The sequence below is a fragment of the Nocardioides ferulae genome (assembly GCF_003660455.1).
Classification (GTDB): domain Bacteria; phylum Actinomycetota; class Actinomycetes; order Propionibacteriales; family Nocardioidaceae; genus Nocardioides; species Nocardioides ferulae.
In genome coordinates this window covers 30,673-50,206 of record NZ_QZVR01000031.1, presented here as the reverse complement: position 1 = coordinate 50,206, position 19,534 = coordinate 30,673, and the positions used below count along the sequence as shown (strand labels likewise).

At 73.5% G+C, this 19,534-nt stretch carries 22 protein-coding genes; 6 read left to right on the top strand and 16 right to left on the bottom strand.

What is annotated here, in order from left to right:
• The first annotated feature begins 83 nt into the window (after positions 1-83).
• Positions 84-881 (top strand): maleylpyruvate isomerase family mycothiol-dependent enzyme, encoded by a 798-nt coding sequence (locus D6B71_RS21395; protein ID WP_121258837.1) that lies wholly within the window; start codon positions 84-86, stop codon positions 879-881.
• A gap of 25 nt (positions 882-906) precedes the next feature.
• Here D6B71_RS21395 and pheT read toward each other — a convergent pair whose 3' ends face one another.
• The 4 genes from pheT to D6B71_RS21375 form a co-directional block, all read right to left on the bottom strand.
• A complete protein-coding gene (gene pheT, locus D6B71_RS21390) occupies positions 907-3,393 on the bottom strand; it encodes a phenylalanine--tRNA ligase subunit beta (protein WP_121258836.1) in 2,487 nt (828 codons plus the stop codon).
• A 5-nt stretch (positions 3,394-3,398) separates the two neighbouring features.
• Positions 3,399-4,502 (bottom strand): phenylalanine--tRNA ligase subunit alpha, encoded by a 1,104-nt coding sequence (pheS, locus tag D6B71_RS21385; RefSeq protein WP_121258835.1) that lies wholly within the window; start codon positions 4,500-4,502, stop codon positions 3,399-3,401.
• Positions 4,503-4,647: 145 nt separating this feature from the next.
• Complete coding sequence (locus D6B71_RS21380) at positions 4,648-5,691, bottom strand: hypothetical protein (RefSeq protein WP_121258834.1); 1,044 nt, start codon at positions 5,689-5,691, stop codon at positions 4,648-4,650.
• Between the two features lie 3 nt (positions 5,692-5,694).
• Entirely contained in the window at positions 5,695-6,756 is a 1,062-nt protein-coding gene (locus tag D6B71_RS21375) for an ATP-binding protein (protein WP_240641628.1), read from the bottom strand.
• Between the two features lie 61 nt (positions 6,757-6,817).
• On the opposite strand from D6B71_RS21375, the gene D6B71_RS21370 reads away from it, so the two are divergent.
• Positions 6,818-8,431, top strand: coding sequence for a hypothetical protein (locus tag D6B71_RS21370; protein WP_121258832.1), 1,614 nt, complete (start codon positions 6,818-6,820; stop codon positions 8,429-8,431).
• Positions 8,432-8,437: 6 nt separating this feature from the next.
• Here D6B71_RS21370 and D6B71_RS21365 read toward each other — a convergent pair whose 3' ends face one another.
• The 5 genes from D6B71_RS21365 to D6B71_RS21345 all read right to left on the bottom strand — a co-directional run bounded on the left by D6B71_RS21365 (position 8,438) and on the right by D6B71_RS21345 (position 11,529).
• Complete coding sequence (locus tag D6B71_RS21365; RefSeq protein ID WP_240641627.1) at positions 8,438-9,229, bottom strand: TrmH family RNA methyltransferase; 792 nt, start codon at positions 9,227-9,229, stop codon at positions 8,438-8,440.
• 11 nt (positions 9,230-9,240) lie between these two features.
• The gene (gene rplT / locus D6B71_RS21360) at positions 9,241-9,633 is read right to left on the bottom strand and encodes a 50S ribosomal protein L20 (protein ID WP_121258831.1); all 393 of its coding nucleotides are present in this window, start codon (positions 9,631-9,633) and stop codon (positions 9,241-9,243) included.
• Positions 9,634-9,731: 98 nt separating this feature from the next.
• Positions 9,732-9,926 carry a 50S ribosomal protein L35 gene (gene rpmI, locus D6B71_RS21355; RefSeq protein WP_121258830.1) on the bottom strand — a complete coding sequence of 65 codons (195 nt, stop codon included), beginning with the start codon at positions 9,924-9,926 and terminating at the stop codon, positions 9,732-9,734.
• Positions 9,927-10,024: 98 nt separating this feature from the next.
• Positions 10,025-10,690 (bottom strand): translation initiation factor IF-3, encoded by a 666-nt coding sequence (infC, locus tag D6B71_RS21350; protein WP_276311018.1) that lies wholly within the window; start codon positions 10,688-10,690, stop codon positions 10,025-10,027.
• 329 nt (positions 10,691-11,019) lie between these two features.
• A complete protein-coding gene (locus D6B71_RS21345; protein WP_121258828.1) occupies positions 11,020-11,529 on the bottom strand; it encodes an SseB family protein in 510 nt (169 codons plus the stop codon).
• A gap of 54 nt (positions 11,530-11,583) precedes the next feature.
• On the opposite strand from D6B71_RS21345, the gene D6B71_RS21340 reads away from it, so the two are divergent.
• The 4 genes from D6B71_RS21340 (at position 11,584) to D6B71_RS21325 (ending at position 14,881) form a co-directional block, all read left to right on the top strand.
• Positions 11,584-12,057: a cellulose synthase gene (locus tag D6B71_RS21340; protein WP_121258827.1), complete on the top strand. Its 474-nt coding sequence runs from the start codon at positions 11,584-11,586 to the stop codon at positions 12,055-12,057.
• Positions 12,054-13,298, top strand: coding sequence for an amino acid deaminase/aldolase (locus tag D6B71_RS21335; RefSeq protein WP_121258826.1), 1,245 nt, complete (start codon positions 12,054-12,056; stop codon positions 13,296-13,298). The genes D6B71_RS21340 and D6B71_RS21335 overlap by 4 nt, the downstream gene beginning before the upstream one ends.
• Positions 13,258-13,866 (top strand): uridine kinase family protein, encoded by a 609-nt coding sequence (locus D6B71_RS21330; protein WP_240641626.1) that lies wholly within the window; start codon positions 13,258-13,260, stop codon positions 13,864-13,866. Before D6B71_RS21335 ends, D6B71_RS21330 begins: the two co-directional genes overlap by 41 nt.
• A gap of 88 nt (positions 13,867-13,954) precedes the next feature.
• Positions 13,955-14,881 (top strand): aldose 1-epimerase family protein, encoded by a 927-nt coding sequence (locus D6B71_RS21325; RefSeq protein ID WP_121258825.1) that lies wholly within the window; start codon positions 13,955-13,957, stop codon positions 14,879-14,881.
• A gap of 7 nt (positions 14,882-14,888) precedes the next feature.
• Here the strand turns inward: D6B71_RS21325 and D6B71_RS21320 are convergent, their stop codons facing one another.
• From D6B71_RS21320 to D6B71_RS21290, 7 genes are read right to left on the bottom strand one after another with little or no spacing between them, the layout of a single operon-like run.
• Entirely contained in the window at positions 14,889-15,347 is a 459-nt protein-coding gene (locus D6B71_RS21320; RefSeq protein WP_121258824.1) for a PH domain-containing protein, read from the bottom strand.
• Complete coding sequence (hisG, locus tag D6B71_RS21315; protein WP_121258848.1) at positions 15,331-16,176, bottom strand: ATP phosphoribosyltransferase; 846 nt, start codon at positions 16,174-16,176, stop codon at positions 15,331-15,333. Before hisG ends, D6B71_RS21320 begins: the two co-directional genes overlap by 17 nt.
• Positions 16,177-16,208: 32 nt before the next feature.
• On the bottom strand, positions 16,209-16,472 hold the full coding sequence (locus D6B71_RS21310) for a phosphoribosyl-ATP diphosphatase (RefSeq protein ID WP_121258823.1): 264 nt from the start codon (positions 16,470-16,472) through the stop codon (positions 16,209-16,211).
• A 50-nt stretch (positions 16,473-16,522) separates the two neighbouring features.
• Positions 16,523-17,011, bottom strand: coding sequence for a 6,7-dimethyl-8-ribityllumazine synthase (gene ribH, locus D6B71_RS21305; RefSeq protein ID WP_121258822.1), 489 nt, complete (start codon positions 17,009-17,011; stop codon positions 16,523-16,525).
• Positions 17,008-18,258, bottom strand: a complete 1,251-nt coding sequence (locus D6B71_RS21300) for a bifunctional 3,4-dihydroxy-2-butanone-4-phosphate synthase/GTP cyclohydrolase II (protein WP_121258821.1) — start codon at positions 18,256-18,258, stop codon at positions 17,008-17,010. The genes ribH and D6B71_RS21300 overlap by 4 nt, the downstream gene beginning before the upstream one ends.
• A complete protein-coding gene (locus D6B71_RS21295; RefSeq protein ID WP_121258820.1) occupies positions 18,255-18,935 on the bottom strand; it encodes a nicotinamide mononucleotide transporter family protein in 681 nt (226 codons plus the stop codon). The genes D6B71_RS21300 and D6B71_RS21295 overlap by 4 nt, the downstream gene beginning before the upstream one ends.
• On the bottom strand, positions 18,935-19,534 hold the full coding sequence (locus D6B71_RS21290) for a riboflavin synthase (RefSeq protein WP_121258819.1): 600 nt from the start codon (positions 19,532-19,534) through the stop codon (positions 18,935-18,937). The genes D6B71_RS21295 and D6B71_RS21290 overlap by 1 nt, the downstream gene beginning before the upstream one ends.

The following is a 19,534-nucleotide window of genomic DNA, read 5'->3' as shown; positions in this document are numbered from 1 at the left end:
AGGCACGGGGGGGGTTCATTCCTCGGTCCCCCACGGCGACAACCGGCATGCGGGAGGGTGGCGCGCGCCACTAGTTTGCGGTCATGCCCCGACTCCCCGCTGCCCGCTACCTCGAGCACCTCCGCGCGGACTCCCGCCGCTTCCGCGACGTCCTGGCCGACTGCGATCCTGCCGCCCGGGTCCCCGGCTGTCCGGACTGGACCGCCGCCGACCTGCTGTGGCACCTCGCCGAGGTGCAGTGGTTCTGGGCCTGGGTGGTCGAGAACCGGCCGAGCGAGCCGGCGGAGGACCAGCCGGGCCCGGACCGGCCGGACACCTACGCCGGCCTGGTCGCGGCGTTCGACGACCACTCGGCCCGGTTGGTCGCGGCGCTGGAGACCGCCGACCCCGCCGAGCACGCGTGGAGCTGGTCGGCGGATCACACGGTCGGCTTCACGCACCGCCGGCAGGCCCACGAGGCGCTGATCCACCGGCTGGACGCCGAGCAGACGGCCGGCGAGGTGACTCCCCTGGACCCGATGCTCGCCGCCGACGGAGTCGAGGAGTGTCTCGACGTGATGTTCGGGGGCACCCCGCCGTGGGGTCGTTTCGAGCCCGGACCCGGCCACGTGCGGGTCGACTTGTCCGACACCGGCCACTCGATCTGGGTGCAGGTGGGGATGTTCCGGGGCACCAACCCCGCCGACGGGGTCAACCACGACGGCACGGACATCCGGGTCGTGGCCGACCCGGCCCACCCCGCCGACGTCGTCGTCAGCGGCACGGCCGCGGCCCTCGACGGCTGGCTGTGGCGCCGCACCGGCGACGAGCAGCTCACCGTCGAGGGCGACCGTGCCGTCTACAAGCAGTTCCGCGAGGCGGTCAGCCACCCGATCGACTGAACGGTCCGTCAGGCGGTCGCTGAGGTCAGCTCCGCTGGACGGCCCCGGTGCGCTCCGCTGCCAGCGCCACTGCGGCCTCACGCGCTGCCGCGGTCTCCTCATCGGTGAGGGTGCGGTCGGGGGCCCGGAAGCGCAGCGCGAACGCCAACGACTTGCGGCCGGGGGCGACCTGCTCGCCGGTGTAGACGTCGAAGAGCCGGATCGACTCCAGCAGCTCGCCCGCGCCCTCGCGCAGCGCGGCCTCGACGTCAGCGGCGGGCACCCCGTCGTCGACGACCAGCGCGACGTCCTCCTTGGCCAGCGGGAACGACGAGAAGACCGGCCCGGGCACCACGTCGACGGCGTGCTCGAGCAGCCGGTCGAGGTGCACCTCGGCGGCGGCCGTGCGAGCCGGGACCCCGAAGGCCCGGCACACCTTCGGGTGCAGCTCGCCCGCGTGGCCGACCACCACACCGCCCACCAGGAGCTCGGCGCAACGACCGGGGTGCCAGGGCGCCCGATTGCCGGAGCGCACGATCAGCTCGAGCCCGAGAGCCTGCGCGACGTCACGCACCGCGCCGATCGCGTCGCTCCACCCGGCCGCACGGCCGGGGCCCCACCAGCCGGCCGGCTCCCGTTCGCCGGCGACGACCAGCGCGAGGTGCAGCGGCTGCTCGGGCAGCGCCTTGTCGAGGTCGGCCAGCTCACCCTCGTCGGGCCGGCGGTCGACACCGAAGATGGGGGCCGGCCCCGCCGCTTCGCGGGGCAGCGTGACGGTGGCGGTCTCGAACAGGGCGACGTCGCCGTGGCCGCGGCCGGCGTTGCGACCGACGGCCTTCAGCAGGCCCGGGAGCAGCGTGGTGGTCATCGCGGGCTCCTCGGCGGAGAGCGGGTTCGCCAGCCGCAGGACCCGGCGCCGCTCGTCGTCCTCGGGCAGCCCGAGCGCGTCCAGGTCGGGCACGCCGACGAACGGGAAGCTGACCACCTCGACGTAGCCGGCGCCGGCGAGCGTGCGCCCGATCCGGCGGCGCAGTGCCTGCGACCGGGTGAGTCCGCGACCGGGCGGAGCCGGAGGCAGCACCGACGGCACGTTGTCGTAGCCCTCGACCCGGGCGACCTCCTCGACCAGGTCGAACGGGTCGGTGAGATCGGGACGCCAGGCCGGCGGGACCGCGGTGAGCCGGTCGCCGTCGACGGTGACCTCGCAGCCCACCGCACGCAGGGCCGCCACAGCGCGGTCAGGGGGGATCTCCATGCCGGTGACCCGGGCGGCCAGGTCGGCGGCGAGAGTGATGGTCGGCTGCTCCGGCGGCCGGCCGACCACGGTCACCCCGGGCCCGGCCTGGCCTCCGCCATAGGTGGTCAGCAGCTCGACGACCCGGTCGGCCGCGGCCTCGGTGATCTCGGGGTCGACCCCGCGCTCGTTGCGCTTGCCGGCCTCCGAGGTGATCTTGTGGCGCCGGCCGGTGCGGAACATCGACACGGCGTCCCAGTGCGCGGCCTCGACCAGCACCGAGGTGGTGGTCTCGGACATCTCGGTGGTCTCGCCACCCATCACGCCGCCCAGACCGATGATGCCCGAGTCGTCGGTGACCACGAGATCCTCGGGCGAGAGCTCGCGCTCGGTGCCGTCGAGGGTGGTCAGCCGCTCCCCCGTGCGGGCGCGCCGGATGCGCAGCGGGCCGGTGAGCTTGTCGGCGTCGTAGCCGTGGATCGGGCGACCGAGCTCGAGCATCACGTAGTTGGTGACGTCGACGGCCAGCGAGATCGGCCGCATCCCGGCGAGCCGGATGCGGCGAGCCATCCACTCGGGCGTGGGTGCCGCCGGGTCGAAGCCGGTGACCTGACGCGCGACGAACAGCGGGCAGCCGTCCGGGTCGTCGACGATCACGGGGTAGCCGGCGTCGTTCGCGGCGGGCACGGACCGGTCCGCCGGGTCGTGGTAGGCCGCCGCGAAGCCGAGCGCGGCGTCGCGCGCGACGCCGCGCAGCGACAGGCCGTAGGCGCGGTCGGGGTTGATCTCGAACTCGATGACCTCCTCGTCGAGGCCGAGCACCCCGAACGCGCTGGCGCCGGGCTCGCCCGCGTCGGCGGGAAGCACGATGATGCCGTCGTGGTCCTCGCCGATCCCCAGCTCGCGCGAGGAGCAGATCATGCCCGCCGAGACGTGGCCGTAGGTCTTGCGCGCCGAGATCGCGAAGTCACCGGGCAGCACGCCGCCGGGAAGCACGACGACGACCAGGTCGCCGGGCTCGAAGTTGTCGGCGCCGCAGACGATGCCCTGGGGCTCTCCGGTGCCGTTGGCGTCGCCGACGTCGACGGTGCACCAGTTGATGGTCTTGCCGTTCTTCTGCGGCTCGGGCTGCTTGGTGAGCACGCGGCCGACCACGAGCGGACCCGTGATGCCGTCGGCGGCACGCTCGATGCCCTCGAGCTTGAGGCCGAGCATGGTCAGCTTGGCGGCCAGCTCCTCGGTGCCGAGCCCGGCCGGCAGGTCGACGTAGTCGCGGATCCAGGAGACGGGGGTCTTCACGGTTCTCAGATCTCCGTTCCGAAGGCGGTGGTGAAGCGGACGTCGCCCTCGAAGAACCCGCGGAGGTCTCCGATGCCGTGGCGGAACATCAGGGTGCGGTCGATGCCCATGCCGAACGCGAAGCCGGTGTAGCGCTCGGGGTCGACCCCGCAGGCCACCAGGACCCGCGGGTTGACCACGCCGCAACCGCCCCACTCGATCCAGCCCTCGCCCCGACAGGTGCGGCAGGTCGCCACGTCGGGCTCGCGGCCGCGGCACACGAAGCAGACCAGGTCGACCTCGGCGCTGGGCTCGGTGAACGGGAAGTACGACGGTCGGAAGCGCGTGGTGATCCCCTCGCCGAACATCGCGGTCGCGAAGTGGTCCAGCGAGCCCTTGAGGTGAGCCATCGTGATGCCCTCGTCGACCACCAGGCCCTCGACCTGGTGGAACATCGGCGAGTGCGTGGCGTCGTACTCGTCGGTGCGGAAGACCCGTCCCGGGCAGACGACGTAGATCGGCGGGCGGCGGGTGAGCATGGTGCGGGCCTGCACCGGCGAGGTGTGCGTGCGCAGCACGAGGTGGTTCTCGGGGGGCTCGGTCCAGAACGTGTCCTGCATGGTGCGGGCCGGGTGGTCGGGCCCGAGGTTCAGCGCGTCGAAGTTCAGCCACTCGGCCTCGACCAGCGGCCCCTCGGCGACCTCCCAGCCCATCGCGACGAAGATGTCGGCGATCAGCTCGGCGCCCGTGGTGAGCGGGTGCCGGGCCCCGCGCGGGGTCCGCGCGGTCGGCAGCGTCACGTCGACGGCCTCCTCGACGAGCATCCGCTCCTCGTGCTCGGCCTCGAGCACGACCTGGCGCGCGGCCAGCGCCTTGCTCACCGCGCCACGCGCCTGCCCGACCCGCTGGCCGGCCTCCTTGCGCGCCTGCGGCGGAAGGGCACGGATCTCGCGGTTGGCCAGCGCCAGCGGCGAGCGGTCCCCGGTGTGCTCGGTGCGCACCTGCTTGAGCTCCTCGAGGTCGCTCGCGGCGGCGATCGCGGCGAACGCGGCCTCGCGCATCGCCTCGACCTCCTCGGCCTTGAGCGGGGTGACCTCGACGGGGTCGTAATCGGTGTTCGGTCCCGACATGGAGAACCTTCCGGGCTGGGGCTGCGCCGGGTCGGCGCGGGAGCTGGTCGCTGAGCTGGCAGGTGGCCGGTGCCGCCGCGGGCACCGCCGGGCCAAGTCTAGGAACTGCCGGGCATCGGCGGCGAACCGGTTGTCTGTCGGCTGCTCAGCGCGTGAGGTACGCCGCGGCCTCCGCTGCCCAGGTGCGCCCCTGCCGGTCGGTGGCCGGTGGCTCCTCCCCCACGGTTAGCTCGAGGAAGCGGTCGTTGCGCTGGACGACGGCGAGCCGCGCACCGGGCATCCCGGAGAGGACGTCGAGCAGGGGGCGCAGCAGCGGCCACACCCGGGCACCCAGACGGTCACTCGTGAACTCGGCGGGCGGGACCCGGCCGGGGACCTCCAGCGTCAGCGCCACCTCGGCCGGTGCCGCACCGACCAGCACGGAGACATCCGAGACCACCGGCTCGGTGGCCGTGCCCCAGGCCACCGAGGGATCGAGGACCGGCGCGACCGCGTCGGTCAGGTCGCGCCACACCTGGACGTCGCGGGCGTCCAGGCCGTCGCGCGTGGCGAGGGTCGCGACCGGCTTGGTCCAGCCGTCGTCGAGGTGCCAGCCCACCACCCGGATCCCGTCGACACCGGCCAGCACCGGATCGCCGACCACTGCGGCCGCGACGTCCGCGACGCCGGGGGGATCGGGTCTATCGACAGAGAGGTCGAGCTCGGGACGCTGCGGATGCTGGGCATCTCCCGCTACGACGACCTGGGCAGGCGCGAGCACGTCGACGGCCCGGACCAGGAGGTCCGCCCACTCGTCGGGATCGCCGTCGGAGTCCTCGAAGTTCCAGATGCCCGAGGCGCCGTCGAGCACATCCTCGGACCGTTGCTCGAGCGTGCCGGCCCCCAGGTAGACCGTGCTGAGCCAGGGCCCCCGGTCAGCGATCGTGGCCAGGACCGCGCTGACCTCCGCAGCGGTCGCATCGGGCTCGAGGTCGACCCGCACCACCTCCTCGAAGGCGCCGTCCTCGACCTCCTGCTCGCCGACGAACGCGTCGCGCACGCCCGAGAGCGCGGCGATGCCGGACGCCTCCGAGCCGCCGGCCTGTTCGTCCGCGTCGCAGCCCCCGGCCAGCAGCGCGCAGAGCAGGAGGCACCCCCCGACCGAGAGAAGCCGTGGGAGTCCGAAGCCCGGCGCAGCCGCCACGGTCACGGCTCACTCGCTCCGATTGGCCTCTGCGGGCCAGGTGGTGACCACGCGGGCTCCACCGCCGGGCGCGTCGCCGATGGTGACAGTGCCGCCATGAGCGCGCACCAGCCCGTTGACCAGGTAGAGCCCCAGCCCCGAGCCGCCCCGCGCGCCGCCGCGCCAGAACTTGGTGAAGACCCGCCGCCGCAGGTCGGGTGGGATGCCGTCGCCCTCGTCGTCGACGGTGATCCGCACCCCCGAGTGGTCGGCGTCCGCCGGCTGCGGCTCGAGCAGCACCGAGACGGTGCCCTCGCCGTGCCGGACGCCGTTCTCGACGAGGTTGGTGACGACTTGGGTGAACTTGTCGGGGTCGACGACGATCTGAGGCAGCTCTGCGGAGGCCCGAAGCTCGACGGCCCGGCTGGTGCTGGCCTGCACCGAGTCGACGATGCGCCCCACCAGCACAGCGGCGTCGGAGGGGCGGGCGTGCATCTGCAGCCGGCCGGTGTCGATGCGGGCGACGTCGAGCAGCTCGGCGATCAGGCGGCTCAGCCGGTCCGAGTCGCTGCTCACCGTGGTCAGCATCAGCTTCTTCTGCTCGTCGCTGAGCTTCTCCCAGCGGTTCAGCATCGCCTGCACGAAGCCCTTGACCCCGGTGAGCGGCGAGCGCAGCTCATGGGCCACGGTGGCGACCAGGTCGGAGCGCTCCCGGTCCAGGCGGGCCCGGCCGCGCCCGGAGCGCAGGGTCACCGCGACCCGGTGCACCGGTGCACCGGGGCCGTCGCGGTGCAGCCGGGCGACGACCAGCACCTCGGTGCCGTTGGGCAGCAGCCAGGACTGCTCCGGGATCGCGGACCGCGTGCTCAACCCCTCGTAGGGGCGGTTGCAGGCGCACCATGCCCGGCCTTCCTGGTCCTGGAGCGCGAGGACGTCGACGAGCGGCTCCCCCAGGCCGGCGTCCGGGTCGGTCCCGAGCATCCGCGCCGCGACCGCGGACACCAGCGTCACGCGCCCCTCGGCATCGGCCACGACCACCCCGTCGGGCAGGGCATCGGCGAGCTCTCGAGCGCTGGCGAGGTCCCGGTCCACGGCGCACAGCCTACGGTGGTGGTCCGGACCAGTGCCGGGTTCGCCTCGCGACAGGAGCACCATGACCACGAACGACCGTTCACGAGCCCGGTCGCGGACCAGGTACGCAGCCGCGACGACCGCGCTCGCCCTCGGGCTGACGACGGCCTGGACCGCGGTGGCCGGCAGCGGGGCGGCGTCCGGTGAGGAGAGCGCCACCGGCGACGGCCCGATCCGCTACCGCACGATCCCGACGCAGGTGTTCGACGTGCCCGGCACCGGCAGGATCGCGGTGGGCGCGCCGAGCCTGAAGCGGGTGATGATCCAGCGCCAGGATGCTGCGACCGGCGCCTGGGCCGAGCCGGAGGTGCTCCACCAGGAGCCTGGCATCGAGTGCGGCGCCCTGAACGGACGCACCTCGGGCGGCGGGGTCGCGCTGCTGCTGGAGTGCGACTCCAACTGGTCCGAGGACCAGGCACCGGCCGAATCGGTTGCCCTCGTCTCGCAGGACCTCGACACCTGGGCACGGCAGACGCTGCCGGGCGAGGCCTACCTCTCTCCTGGCATCTCACCGAGCGGGGAGCACGCGGTATGGCTGGCCGGAGGGCACGGTGACGTCGTGCGCTGGTCGGCCGGCACCGGCTTCGCACCGCTGCAGAGCACGACCTACGACTACGACTCCGGCGACCCGACGGCGGTGGTCGCCGACGACGGCACGGTCACCGTGCTGGGCGCCGAGCCGGCGGCGGACCGTCCCCGCCGGTGCGTGATCGGTGTTCACGGTCTCGACCCGGACGGCGCGGTCACCACCGATGCCGTCGACCCGGCTCCCGGCCATCGTCTCGGGTGCACGGAGCTGAGGATGGTCGGCCTCTCCAGCACCCGGGTCGAGGGAGTCTTCTGGTCCCCTGCCGACACGTTCGTGATCGGGCGTGACGACGAGACGTCGCCCTGGCGGCTGGTGCAGGTGGCGCCGAGCCATGCGCCCGGCCTGGTCGAGCACGGTTTCCGGCCCTCCACGATGCACACGGTGTTCTCTTGGGCCCGCAACGGACCCATGGTGGCGATCGGCAGCCCCGACGGCCAGCGACTGAAGGCGCAGCTGTACGACGCCGAGGCCCAGGTCTGGGGCCCACCCGGGGTGGTCTACGACCACGGCTCGCCGGACTGCCGCTGGGCGGGGACGACCGGCGGAGCCCTCCGCCCGGTGCACCAGCTGGTGATGAGTTGCGGACCATCCGGCCACACCAGGGCGCTGCTCAGCCATGACTCGGTCTCCTGGGTGAGCGTGCCGCTGCGCGGCAAGCCGCTCGCCGTCGGACGAGGCGGCACACCGGTGGCCGCCCCGCAAGCCCGGCGGACCACGGTGGTCTCCCCGTCCGGAGTGGTCCGGCTGCCGGTGGGCGCCCCGGGCCGTTGCGAGGTCGTCTTCCCCACCGGCCCCGACGAGGTGGTGCGGCTGCACGCCGGACGCGGAGACCGCGGCTGGCCCAGCCGTCTACAGGCACACGATGGAGAGCGGTGGCGCACCATCGACCGGGTCCGGATGCCGGCGCGCGGTCGCTGTGCCGAGGTCGACGCCCTGATGGGCGAGGAGCCCACGGAGTTCCAGTTCCGCAACGGGCAGCGGTGGGTCTTCGTGCGCGTCGTCCGCAGGGGCGAGCGGTGGCACGCGGTCCGCGGCAACGGCTACTGACCGTTCTCAGCGGCCGCGTTGCACCTTCGCGGAGGCGTAGAGGCAGACCGCGGCAGCGGTCGAGAGGTTGAGGCTCTCGGCGCGGCCCAGCAGCGGGATGCGCACCCGGTGGTCGGCCAGGGAGGCCAGCTCGCCGGGCAGCCCGTGGGCCTCGTTGCCGAACAGCCAGGCCGTGGGCGCATCGAGCAGAGCGTCGGCCTCGAAGAGGTCGACCTCGCCGGCGCCCGCGGTGGCGAGGACGGCCAACCCGGCCTCGCGCAGGCTGCGTACGACGGCGGCCGGGTCGGGCGCGACCGCCACCGGCAGGTGGAACAGGCTGCCCACGGTGGCGCGCACGGTCTTGGGGTTGTACGGGTCGACCGAGGTGCCGGCGAGCACGACCAGATCGGCGCCGGCGGCGTCGGCGGTGCGGATCACCGTGCCGGCATTGCCGGGGTCCCGCACGTCCGCACAGACCGCGACCAGGCGAGGGGACCGCTCGAGGAGCGTGTCCAGGGGCCGGTCGAGGAACCGGCAGACGGCGACCACACCGGCCGGGGTGACGGAGTCGCTCAGCGAGGCGAGTGCCCGGTCGTCGACGACGGTCCAGGGCACGCCGGCCGCGGCGGCGGCGGACGCCAGGGCTGGCTGCTGGTCGGTGGCGGACTCGGTGGCGAAGACCTCGACCGGGCAGCCGGGGACGCCCAACGCCCCCTCGACGGCCTTCGGGCCGTCGGCAAGGAACAGCCGCCGCTCGGAACGGGCCGAGCGGCGGCTGAGCTTGCGCGCCTCCTTGACGCGGGCGTTGCCCGCAGTCAACGGGGTGGTGTTCAGGCCGAGGCCTCCGTCTTGGGGGCGTTGACGTCCTCGGGCAGCGCGGCCCGCGCGGTCTCGACGAGCGCGTTGAACGCGGCGATGTCGTTGACGGCCAGGTCGGCGAGGATCTTGCGGTCGACCTCGACACCGGCCAGGTTCAGGCCCTGGATGAACCGGTTGTAGGTCATCCCCTGGGCGCGGGCGGCCGCGTTGATGCGCTGGATCCACAGCTTGCGGAAGTTGCCCTTGTTCTTGCGCCGGTCGTTGTAGCTGTAGACCAGCGAGTGGGTGACCTGCTCCTTGGCCTTGCGGTACAGGCGCGAGCGCTGACCGCGGTAGCCGCTGGCCCGCTCGAGGGTCGTACGGCGCTTCTTCTGGGCGTTCACTGCCCGCTTGACGCGTGCCACTGTCTTACTCCTTGGTGCTCAGTTCGGGTGCCGGGGTCTCGGGGCGGAGCGGACGCTCTCGCGTCGCCCTGCCGGGCCGACCGGCGGGGTCGGTGGGGTCAGAGACCCAGCATCTTCTTGGCGCGCTTCACGTCGGCCTTGGCGACCTCGGTGGTGCCGGACAGGCGCCGGGTGACCTTGGAGGGCTTGCTCTCCAGGTTGTGGCGCATGCCGGCCTTCTGGCGCCGGATCTTGCCCGACCCGGTCACCCGGAAGCGCTTGCTCGCTCCGGAGTGCGTCTTGTTCTTCGGCATCTCTGCTCTCTCTTCTCGTCCAGCGGGTGTGCGGGGCGCGCCCCGCCACGGGGGCGGTCCCGGCGGGGACCACCCGTGGTCTGCTCGTGCGGACCGGGTCAGGCCTCGATCTCGGGATCGAGGTTCTCGGACCGGCCACGCTCCTTCTTCTTCGCGACCGGGCCGGCCGCGTGCGCGGCGTCGCGCTCGGCCTGCTCGGCGGCACGCTCGGCGTCGCGCTCGGTGGCCTTGGCCTCCTTGGCCGCCTGCATCTCGATCTTGGCGTCGGCCTTCTTCTTGTGCGGGCCGAGCACCATGATCATGTTGCGGCCGTCCTGCTTGGGCGAGGACTCGACGAAGCCGAGCTCGGCGACGTCCTCGGCAAGGCGCTGCAGCAGCCGGAAGCCCAGCTCGGGACGGTGCTGCTCACGACCGCGGAACATGATCGTGATCTTCACCTTGTCGCCGGCCTTGAGGAAGCGGACCACGTGACCCTTCTTGGTCTCGTAGTCGTGGGCGTCGATCTTGGGACGAAGCTTCATCTCCTTGATGATCACGTTCGTCTGGTTGCGACGCGCCTCGCGGGCCTTCTGGGCGTTCTCGTACTTGAACTTCCCGTAGTCCATGAGCTTGCAGACCGGCGGACGCGCCGTCGGCGCCACCTCGACCAGGTCGAGGTCGGCCTCCTGCGCGAGCCGGAGCGCGTCGGCGGTGGGAACGATGCCGACGGTCTCGCCGTTGGGTCCGACGAGGCGGACCTCGGAAACCCGGATCCGGTCGTTGATACGAAGCTCGGTGCTGATGTGTCCTCCTGGTTGGCGTGCTCTGTCGGAAGATCACCGCGTCTCGGGCCCACTCGGCCCGAAATCGACGAAGGCTCCCGCCGTCGCAAGCGGGAGCCAGTCATGACACGTCACCCGACCTGGGGTGTCGCACCGCCGGGATGGTCGCCAGGGATCGGCGTCCACCTCGGGACCGGACCCGACGACCTGTGCCCGGTGGTGCTGGACGGCGATCGATGCGGGTGGGAGACGCACATGGCGGCCCCGCTTGTGGATCCTTCCCGTCGTGCGGGCACGGCGGAACTGATCGGTCAACACGCGATGCTAGCCGATCATCGCTCCGCAGGCCCAATCCAGCCGAGGCGCTCGCCGACGCGGACCAGCCGCCAGCCGGCGGCCAGGGCCCGCAGGTCGTCGCCCTCCACCACCAGCCGCGCCGGCCCGGCGACGTCGACCAGCAGTGCGGCCGCCTCCTGCTGGACCGCCGACAGGGCCGCCAGTGAGGCGGTCACCGGCGCCGGACGGGCGTCCGGGTTCCACGCGTGCATGGTCTCCAGCGAGGTGAACGCCAGCAATGCGGTGCGCCCGTCGGCGCCGGTGAGCAGCACCGCCGCCATGTCGCTGGACTTCTCCCGGGCCAACCCGTCGGGGCCGGTCTCCACCTCGCCGAGGACCGCAACGACGGGCACCAGCAGCCTGGTCGGCTGCAGCGCCGCCAGCGCGTCGGCGTACCGGCTCGGGTCCGCGGCGTAGGCCGCCAGCGCGGCGGCCAACACCGGGTCGGCGTCGCCCCGGTCGTCGGGGAACGCCGGGCCCTGCAACTGTCGCGGCGGCTGCACCATGCCCCCATCGTCGCGCATGCCCCCGGCGCGGGCGCGGTGTGGGACGCTGGAGGGGTGGACGACGTGACCTGGGGAGCACTCACGCTGACCCTCACCCTGCTCGGCGGGGCCTGGACCTGGTACGCCTTCCGGCACCGGGGCCTGGTCTCCGGACTGCGCGGTGCGGCCTTCACGCTGCTGCCGCTCGCCGCCTACCTGACCAAGACGCTGCGGATGTTCACCCGCATCGCCGACGCGGTCACCGACTGGGCGGTCTCACTCGCCTTCAACCCCCTGGTGTGGGGCGGCGTGGTCCTGGCCGGTGTGTCCGTGGTGCTCTTCGTGGTCGCCGGGGCGCTGGCCGCGCGCGGCATCGGCGGTGGTCCCAAGGCGGTCGCGCGAGGGAGCACGGGGAAGCGGTCGGGCGAGAGCGCCGGTCCCGGTGAGCTCGACAGCGGCACCAAGGGCCGCGGCAGGACTCCGACCCCCTCCGGCGACCCCGAGCTCGACGACATCGAGGCGCTGCTGCGCAAGCGCGGCATCTCGTGAGCGGCAGGCACTCCGGGGTCTCCGCCGAGGCGGTGCACCGCCATCGGCTGTGGGCGCGGCTGGACCAAGCGGTGGCCGGCCTGCCCTCGCCACCGGCCACTCCCGTGCTCGTCGTCGACCTCGATGCCTTCGATCACAACGCCGCCGATCTGGTCCGGCGCGCGGGCGGCAAGCCGATCCGGCTGGCCTCCAAGTCGGTGCGGGTGCCGGCGCTGCTGCGCCGCGCGCTGGCCGTCGACGGCTTCTCCGGCGTGCTCGGCTACACCCTCCGCGAGGCGCTGTGGCTCGAGGAGCAAGGAGTCAGCGACGACATCGTCGTGGCCTACCCCACCGTCGACCGCGCCGCGCTCGCCCAGCTGGTCGCCTCCCCGACCGCGGCCGCCCGCATCACGCTGATGGTCGACGACGTGGCCCACCTCGACGTGGTCGACTCCGTGCGCTCCTCCCACGCGGTGCCGGTGCGGGTGGCTCTCGAGGTCGACGCCGGCCTCCGGTTGGCCGGGCAGCACGTCGGACCCAAGCGCTCGCCGCTGCACGACGCCGAGCAGGTGGTCGCGCTGGCCCGAGCCGTGCAGGAGCGCCCCGGGTTCCGCCTGGTCGGCGTGATGACCTACGAGGGACAGGTCGCCGGCCTGCCCGACTCGGTCCCCGGTCAGCGGGGGCGCTCGGCCGCGGTGCGAGGGCTCAAGGCCGCCTCGACGGGACAGCTGCCCCAGCGCCGACGGGTCGTGGCCGATGCCCTCGCCGGGGTGCTCGAGGCGCCGCTGGAGTTCTGGAACGGCGGCGGCACCGGCTCGGTGGAGACGACGGTCGCCGACCCGGTCGTCACCGAGGTCGCCGCCGGCTCCGGGCTGCTCGTGCCGACGCTGTTCGACCACTACCGCTCCTTCACGGCCACGCCCGCGGCGTTCTTCGGCGTCCCGGTCGCCCGGCGCCCCTCCCCCGACGTGGTCACCGTGCACGGCGGCGGCCTGGTCGCCTCCGGCGCCGCCGGACCGGACCGGCTGCCCACCCCGTGGGCCCCGCCCGGGCTGCGGCTGACCACCCTGGAGGGAGCCGGCGAGGTGCAGACGCCGCTCACCGGGCCCGCCGCCTCCCTGCTGCGCATCGGCGACCTGGTCTGGTTCCGGCACGCGAAGGCCGGCGAGCTGTTCGAGCACGGCAGCACCGTCCACCTGCTCGCGGGCGAGGAGCTCGTCGATGAGGTCGCGACCTACCGTGGCCACGGCCTCGCCTTCTGACCCCGCGGGCGTCGCCGGGCTGGTGCTGGGCCTCGCCGCCGCACGCCCGCCCACGCTCGGCTCGGGCCGGCTCGTCTGCGTCGACGGGCCCGCCGGGTCCGGAAAGACCACGCTGGCGGCGGCACTGGCCTCGGCGCGGCCCGACGCGACCGTGCTGCACATGGACGACCTGTACGACGGGTGGTCGGGGCTGGCGGCCGGCATCGCCCAGCTGGAGGGACTGCTCACCGAGCACGCGGCCGGCCGCCCCGGCCAGGTGCGCCGCTACGACTGGCACGCCGGCCGCTACGCCGAGACCGTCCACCTCGACCCGGTGCGGCTGCTCGTGGTCGAAGGGGTGGGGGCCGGGGCCGTCGGGCACGCCGATCTCACCGGAGTCCTGGCCTGGGTAGTCGCCCCCGACGACACCCGCCTGCAGCGCGGCCTCGAGCGCGACGGGCCGGCCGTCGAGTCGCACTGGCGGCGCTGGCTGACCACCGAGGCCCGCCACTTCGCCGAGGACCGCACCGCGGAGCGCGCCGATCTGATCGTCGACGGTCTCGGCCTCGCGGCCCCGGTCGTCCGCTGAGCCCGGCCCCGCTCGCCGGTGGTGTCGGCTGGGTCACGGATCGGGCCCGGAGCGCCCCTGCCTCCATAGGGCTCCCTAGGGTGGAGGGGTGCTCCCTCCCAGCGGCGACCAGTTCGAGATCAGTGCCGACGGCTACCACGCCGTCGTCACCGAGAGCGGCGCGGCGCTGCGCAGCCTGACCTACTTCGAGCGGCCGCTGGTCGACGGGTTCGCCCGCGCCGCGATGTCACCGGGCGGGCGGGGTCAGTGGCTGGTCCCGTGGCCGAACCGGGTGCGCGACGGCGCCTACAGCTTCCGCGGCCACGACCTGCAGCTGCCGCTGACCGAGCCGTCGCGGGGCAACGCCTCGCACGGGCTGGTGCGCTGGGCGGCCTGGTCGCTCGTGGAGGCCGAGGAGCACCGGGTCCGGCTCGGCTACCGCCTGATGGCGCAGACCGGCTATCCGTGGACGCTCGACCTGGAGGTGACCTACCGGGTCTCGGCCCACGGGCTGACCGCGATGCTGCGCGCGACCAACCGGTCCGACTCCGCGGCCCCCTTCGCCGCGGGCGCACACCCCTACCTGGCGATCGGCGGGGGTCCGGTCGACCACCTCGAGTTGCTGCTGCCGGCGTCGGTGCGGCTGGTCTCCGACGAGCGCAAGCTTCCGGTGCGCTCGCGCCACGTCGAGGGAAGCTCCTACGACTTCCGGACTCCCCGGGCGATCGGGCCTCTGGTCCTCGACGACTGCTTCACCGAGCTCGAGCACGACAACGGCGGGCACGCGACGGTCGAGCTGCTGGCGCCGGGCGACGAGGAGGAGGGTGTCGCGCTCTGGGTCGACCGGCACTTCCGCTACCTGCAGGTCTACACCGCCGACGACGTGGAGCGCACGGCCCGCCGGTCGATCGCGGTCGAGCCGATGACCTCCCCGCCGGACGCCTTCCGCAGCGGCGAGGACCTGGTCGTGCTCGCCCCGTCGGGCCGCGCGGGCGACTCGATCAACCTCTCGTGGGGCATCCGGTCGCTGCCCTGACCTCCAGCTAGCCGCGGTCGAGCAGCAGCCGCAGCTCGCGCACCGCCTGGCGGGCCCGGGCGCCGTCGCTGCCCTGGATGCCCATCGCCGAGACCGTGCTCCCGTCGGCCAGGTCGAAGGTGGCCCACGGGGCGCCGGGCGGCAGGTGCACCGCGACCACCTCGGCCCAGGCGTACTCGTGGCGGCGGTAGCCGTTGACCACCACGAGCCGCTCGGCCTCGGCCACGACGCGCGAGCGCATCAGCGCATACATCACCGCGAAGATCAGCAGCCCGAGGAAGACCAGCGTGCCTCGCTGGAAGGCGGTGAACTTGGCCCGCGTCTCGGGGTCGAAGCCGAACCAGGCGAAGGCACACACCACGACCAGCGCCAGACCGAAGACGAGCCCGGCGATGCGGGGGCCGAAGGGGCGCCAGCTGCGCGGGAGCTGCGCGCCGGCGGCGCCCGGCTCAGAGGCGGCAGGCATGGATGTCGGTGAGCAGGATGCCGCGGGCACCCAGCTGGTAGAGCTCGTCCATGAGCCGGTGCGCGCCCTCGCGGGGAACCATCGCCCGCACCGCCACCCAGCCCTCGCGGTGCAGCGGGGAGACGGTCGGGCTCTCGATGCCCGGGGTCAGCGCCACCGCGCGCGAGACGTGCTCGCTGCGGATGTCGTAGTCCATCATCACGTAGGACCGGGCCACCAGCACGCCCTCGAGCCGGCGCTTGAAGATCTCGAACCCGTCGGGCAGCGGGGCGCCGCGACGGGTCACCAGCACCGCCTCGGACTCCAGGATCGTCTCGCCGAAGACCTCGAGGCCGGCCTGGCGCAGCGTGCTGCCGGTCTCGACGACGTCGGCGATGGCGTCGGCCACTCCGAGCTGGATGCTGGTCTCGACGGCCCCGTCCAGGCGGACCACGCTCGCCTCGATGCCCCGCTCCTCGAGGAACGCCCGCACCACTCCGACATACGACGTCGCGATCCGGCAGCCGGCCAGCTCGCCGAGGTCGCGGAACGCGCCGCGCGGGCCGGCGAAGCGGAACCGGCTGCGGCCGAAGCCCAGCGAGAGCACCTCGTCTGCGTGGGCGCCGGAGTCGCGCAGGAGGTCGCGGCCGGTGACGCCGATGTCGAGGGTGCCCTCGCCGACGTAGAGCGCGATGTCGCGGGGGCGCAGGTAGAAGAACTCGACGCCGTTGTCGCCGTCGGTGAGCGTGAGCTGCTTGGCGTCGTCGCGCTGGCGGTAGCCGGACTCACGCAGCATCTCGGTGGCCGACTGGGACAGCGAGCCCTTGTTGGGCACCGCGATCCGCAGCAGCCCGGGGGTGGGGGTGACAGACACGGGATCCTCTACAGGTGGGAGTAGACGTCGTCGAGCTCGATGCCGGAGGCCAGCATCAGCACCTGGGCGTGGTAGAGCAGCTGGCTGATCTCCTCGGCGGTCCGCTCGGGCCCCTCGTGCTCGGCGGCCATCCAGGACTCGGCCGCCTCCTCGACCAGCTTCTTCCCGATCGCATGGACCCCGGCGTCGAGCTCACGCACGGTGCCGGACCCCTCGGGACGGGTCCGCGCCTTCTCCCGCAGCTCAGACCACAGCTCGTCGAACGTCTTCACGGTCCGACAGCCTAGGTGGCTCCCCCGCCGCGCCGCCCACCGGGCCGGGGTCAGGCGCCGTAGCCGCGCTTGACCCGGCGAAGCGTCTGCGCGGTGACCAGAGCCGCCGAGGAGGCCTCGTAGCCCTTGTCCTCCTGCGACCCCTCGAGCCCCGCGCGGTCCAGGGCCTGCTGCTCGGTGTCGCAGGTGAGCACGCCGAAGCCGATCGCGGTCTGGTGGTCCAGCGCGACCCGGGTGAGCCCGTCGGTCGCGGCGCTGCAGACGTAGTCGAAGTGCGGCGTGCCGCCCCGGATCACCACCCCGAGCGCGATCACCGCGTCGTAGGCCTGCGCGGCCAGCGCCGCGGCCACGACCGGCAGCTCGAAGGTGCCCGGCACCCGGACCACCACGGGCGCCTCGACGCGGTAGTCGTCGAAGGCGCGCTGGGCGCCGGCGAGCAGCCCGTCCATCACCTGGTCGTGCCAGCTGGCCGCGACCACCGCGACCCGCAGGTCGTGGCAGTCGATCGGCTGCTGCGTGGGCGCTCCGGCTCCGCTCATGGGGTGGCTCCGTCCATCTCGAGGTGCGGCAGGTCGTGGCCCATCCGGTCCCGCTTGGTGAGCAGGTAGGCCAGGTTGTGATCGTTGGGGTGGGGGGTCAGCGGCACCCGGCTGTCGACGTGGACGCCGAAGTCCTCGAGGCTCTCGACCTTGTCGGGGTTGTTGGTCAGCAGCCGGACGCTGTGCACCCCGAGGTCACGCAGGATCTGGGTGGCGGTGCCGTAGTGGCGGGCGTCGGCGGGCAGCCCCAGGTCGAGGTTGGCGTCGACGGTGTCGCGGCCGCCGTCCTGCAGCTGGTAGGCCTGGAGCTTGGCGACCAGGCCGATCCCGCGGCCCTCGTGGCCGCGCAGGTAGACCACGACGCCGCGGCCCTCCGTGACGATGCGCTCCATCGCCTCCTCCAGCTGCGGGCCGCAGTCGCAGCGGTGGCTGCCGAACACGTCGCCGGTGAGGCACTCGGAGTGCACCCGGGTCAGCACCGGGCGGTCTGCTGCGTCGGAGAGGTCGCCGTGCACCAGCGCGATGTGCTCGGACCCGTCGACGGTGATCCGGTAGCCGTAGGCGGTGAAGTCGCCGGACCGCGTGGGCAGCCGGGTCTCGGCCACCCGCTCGACCAGGTTCTCGTGGCGGCGCCGGTAGCGCACCAGCTCGTCGATCGAGATCATCGCCAGGCCGTGCTCGTCGGCGAACTCGCGCAGCTGCGGGCCGCGCTTCATGGTGCCGTCGTCGTTGACCACCTCGACCAGCACGCCCGCCGGGGTCAGCCCGGCCAGCCGGGCCAGGTCGACCGCGGCCTCGGTGTGGCCGCGCCGCACCAGCACCCCGCCCTCGCGGTAGCGCAGCGGGAAGACGTGGCCGGGCCGGGTGAGCTCCCACGGCTCGGTGGCCGAGTCGGCCAGCACCCGCACGGTGTGGGCGCGGTCGGCGGCGGAGATGCCGGTGGAGACGCCGTCGCGGGCGTCGACCGAGATCGTGTAGGCCGTGCGCAGCCGGTCCTTGTTGTGGGGGGTCATCAGCGGGATCTCGAGCCGGTCGAGCATCCGCGCCGGCATCGGCACGCAGATCACCCCCGAGCTGTGCCGGATCGTGAAGGCCATCAGCTCGGGGGTGGCCTTGCTGGCGGCGAAGATGATGTCGCCCTCGTTCTCGCGGTCCTCGTCGTCGACGACGATGACCGCCCGGCCGGCGGCGATGTCGGCGATCGCCCGTTCGACGGGGTCGAGCCGGACGGTCTGGTCGGTGCTCATGCAGCAGCTCCTTCTTCCACCGGGGCGGGCGCCTCGGTGCGGGTGGTGCGCTCGAGGCGCCACCAGGTGAACAGGCCGGCGATGCAGAAGCCGCCGTAGAACAGGTACATCGCAGCGGTCGGGTAGTAGCCGGCCTGGACCAGCGTGGTGACGCCGACGACGTCGACGGCGATCCACACCAGCCAGAACTCCACCCAGCCACGGGCCATCCCGTAGGTCGCGAGCAGCGAGCCCGCCAGGATCCACGCCTCGGTCTCGGGGCCCCACGAGCCGATCCGCACCAGCAGGCCGTACGCCGCGGCGTAGCCGACCGCCGCGAGCACGAGCAGGCCCAGCCGCTCGGGGCCGGTCGCCCAGCGGGGGGTGACCGCGGCGCCGTCGGCCCCGTCGGCGCGGTTGCGCGACCAGCGCCACCAGCCGTAGAGGCCGGCGACCGCGAACATCACCTGCCGCCCGGCCTGGCCCCACAGCGGCTCGGCGACCGCGTTGCTCAGCTCGCCGGAGACGAACACCGTGAACAGCAGCAGGTTGCCGACCAGGCCGACCGGCCACGCCCAGAGCACCCGGCGCATGCCGAGCAGCGCACTGGCCAGGCCGAAGCCGTTGCCGACGACCTCGCGCACCGCCAGCGACCCCTCGCCGACGGGGATCGTGCCGTGCAGCAGCCAGTCGAGCATCAGCCCTCCCCTCGCGCCGCGAGCAGCTTCTCGACGTGCTTGGCGATGACGTCGGCCTCGAGGTTCACCCGGTCGCCGACCGCCCGCCGGCCCAGGGTAGTGCGGGCGAGGGTCTCGGGGATCAGGCTGACGGTGAACCGGTCGACGTGGGCCTCGACCACCGTCAGGCTCACCCCGTCGACGGTGATCGACCCCTTGTCGACCAGGTAGCGGGCCAGGTGTGCGGGCAGGGAGACCTCGACGACCTCCCAGTGCTCGCTGGGGGTCCGCGCGAGGATCGTGCCGACGCCGTCGACGTGGCCCTGCACGAGGTGGCCGCCCAGCCGGGTGCTCAGCGTCGCGGCCCGCTCGAGGTTGACCCGGTCGCCCGGCGTCACACCGCGCAGGCTGGTCTTGTCGAGGGTCTCGGCCATCACGTCGGCGGTCCAGCGCGGCCCGTCGAGCGCCGCGACGGTCAGGCAGCAGCCGTTGACCGCGATCGAGTCGCCGAGTCCGGTGCCCTCGAGGACGGCCGCGGCCTCGATGGTGAGCCGGATCGCGTCGCCCTGGTCCTCGACGGCGGCGACGGTGCCGAGCTCCTCGACGATGCCGGTGAACAT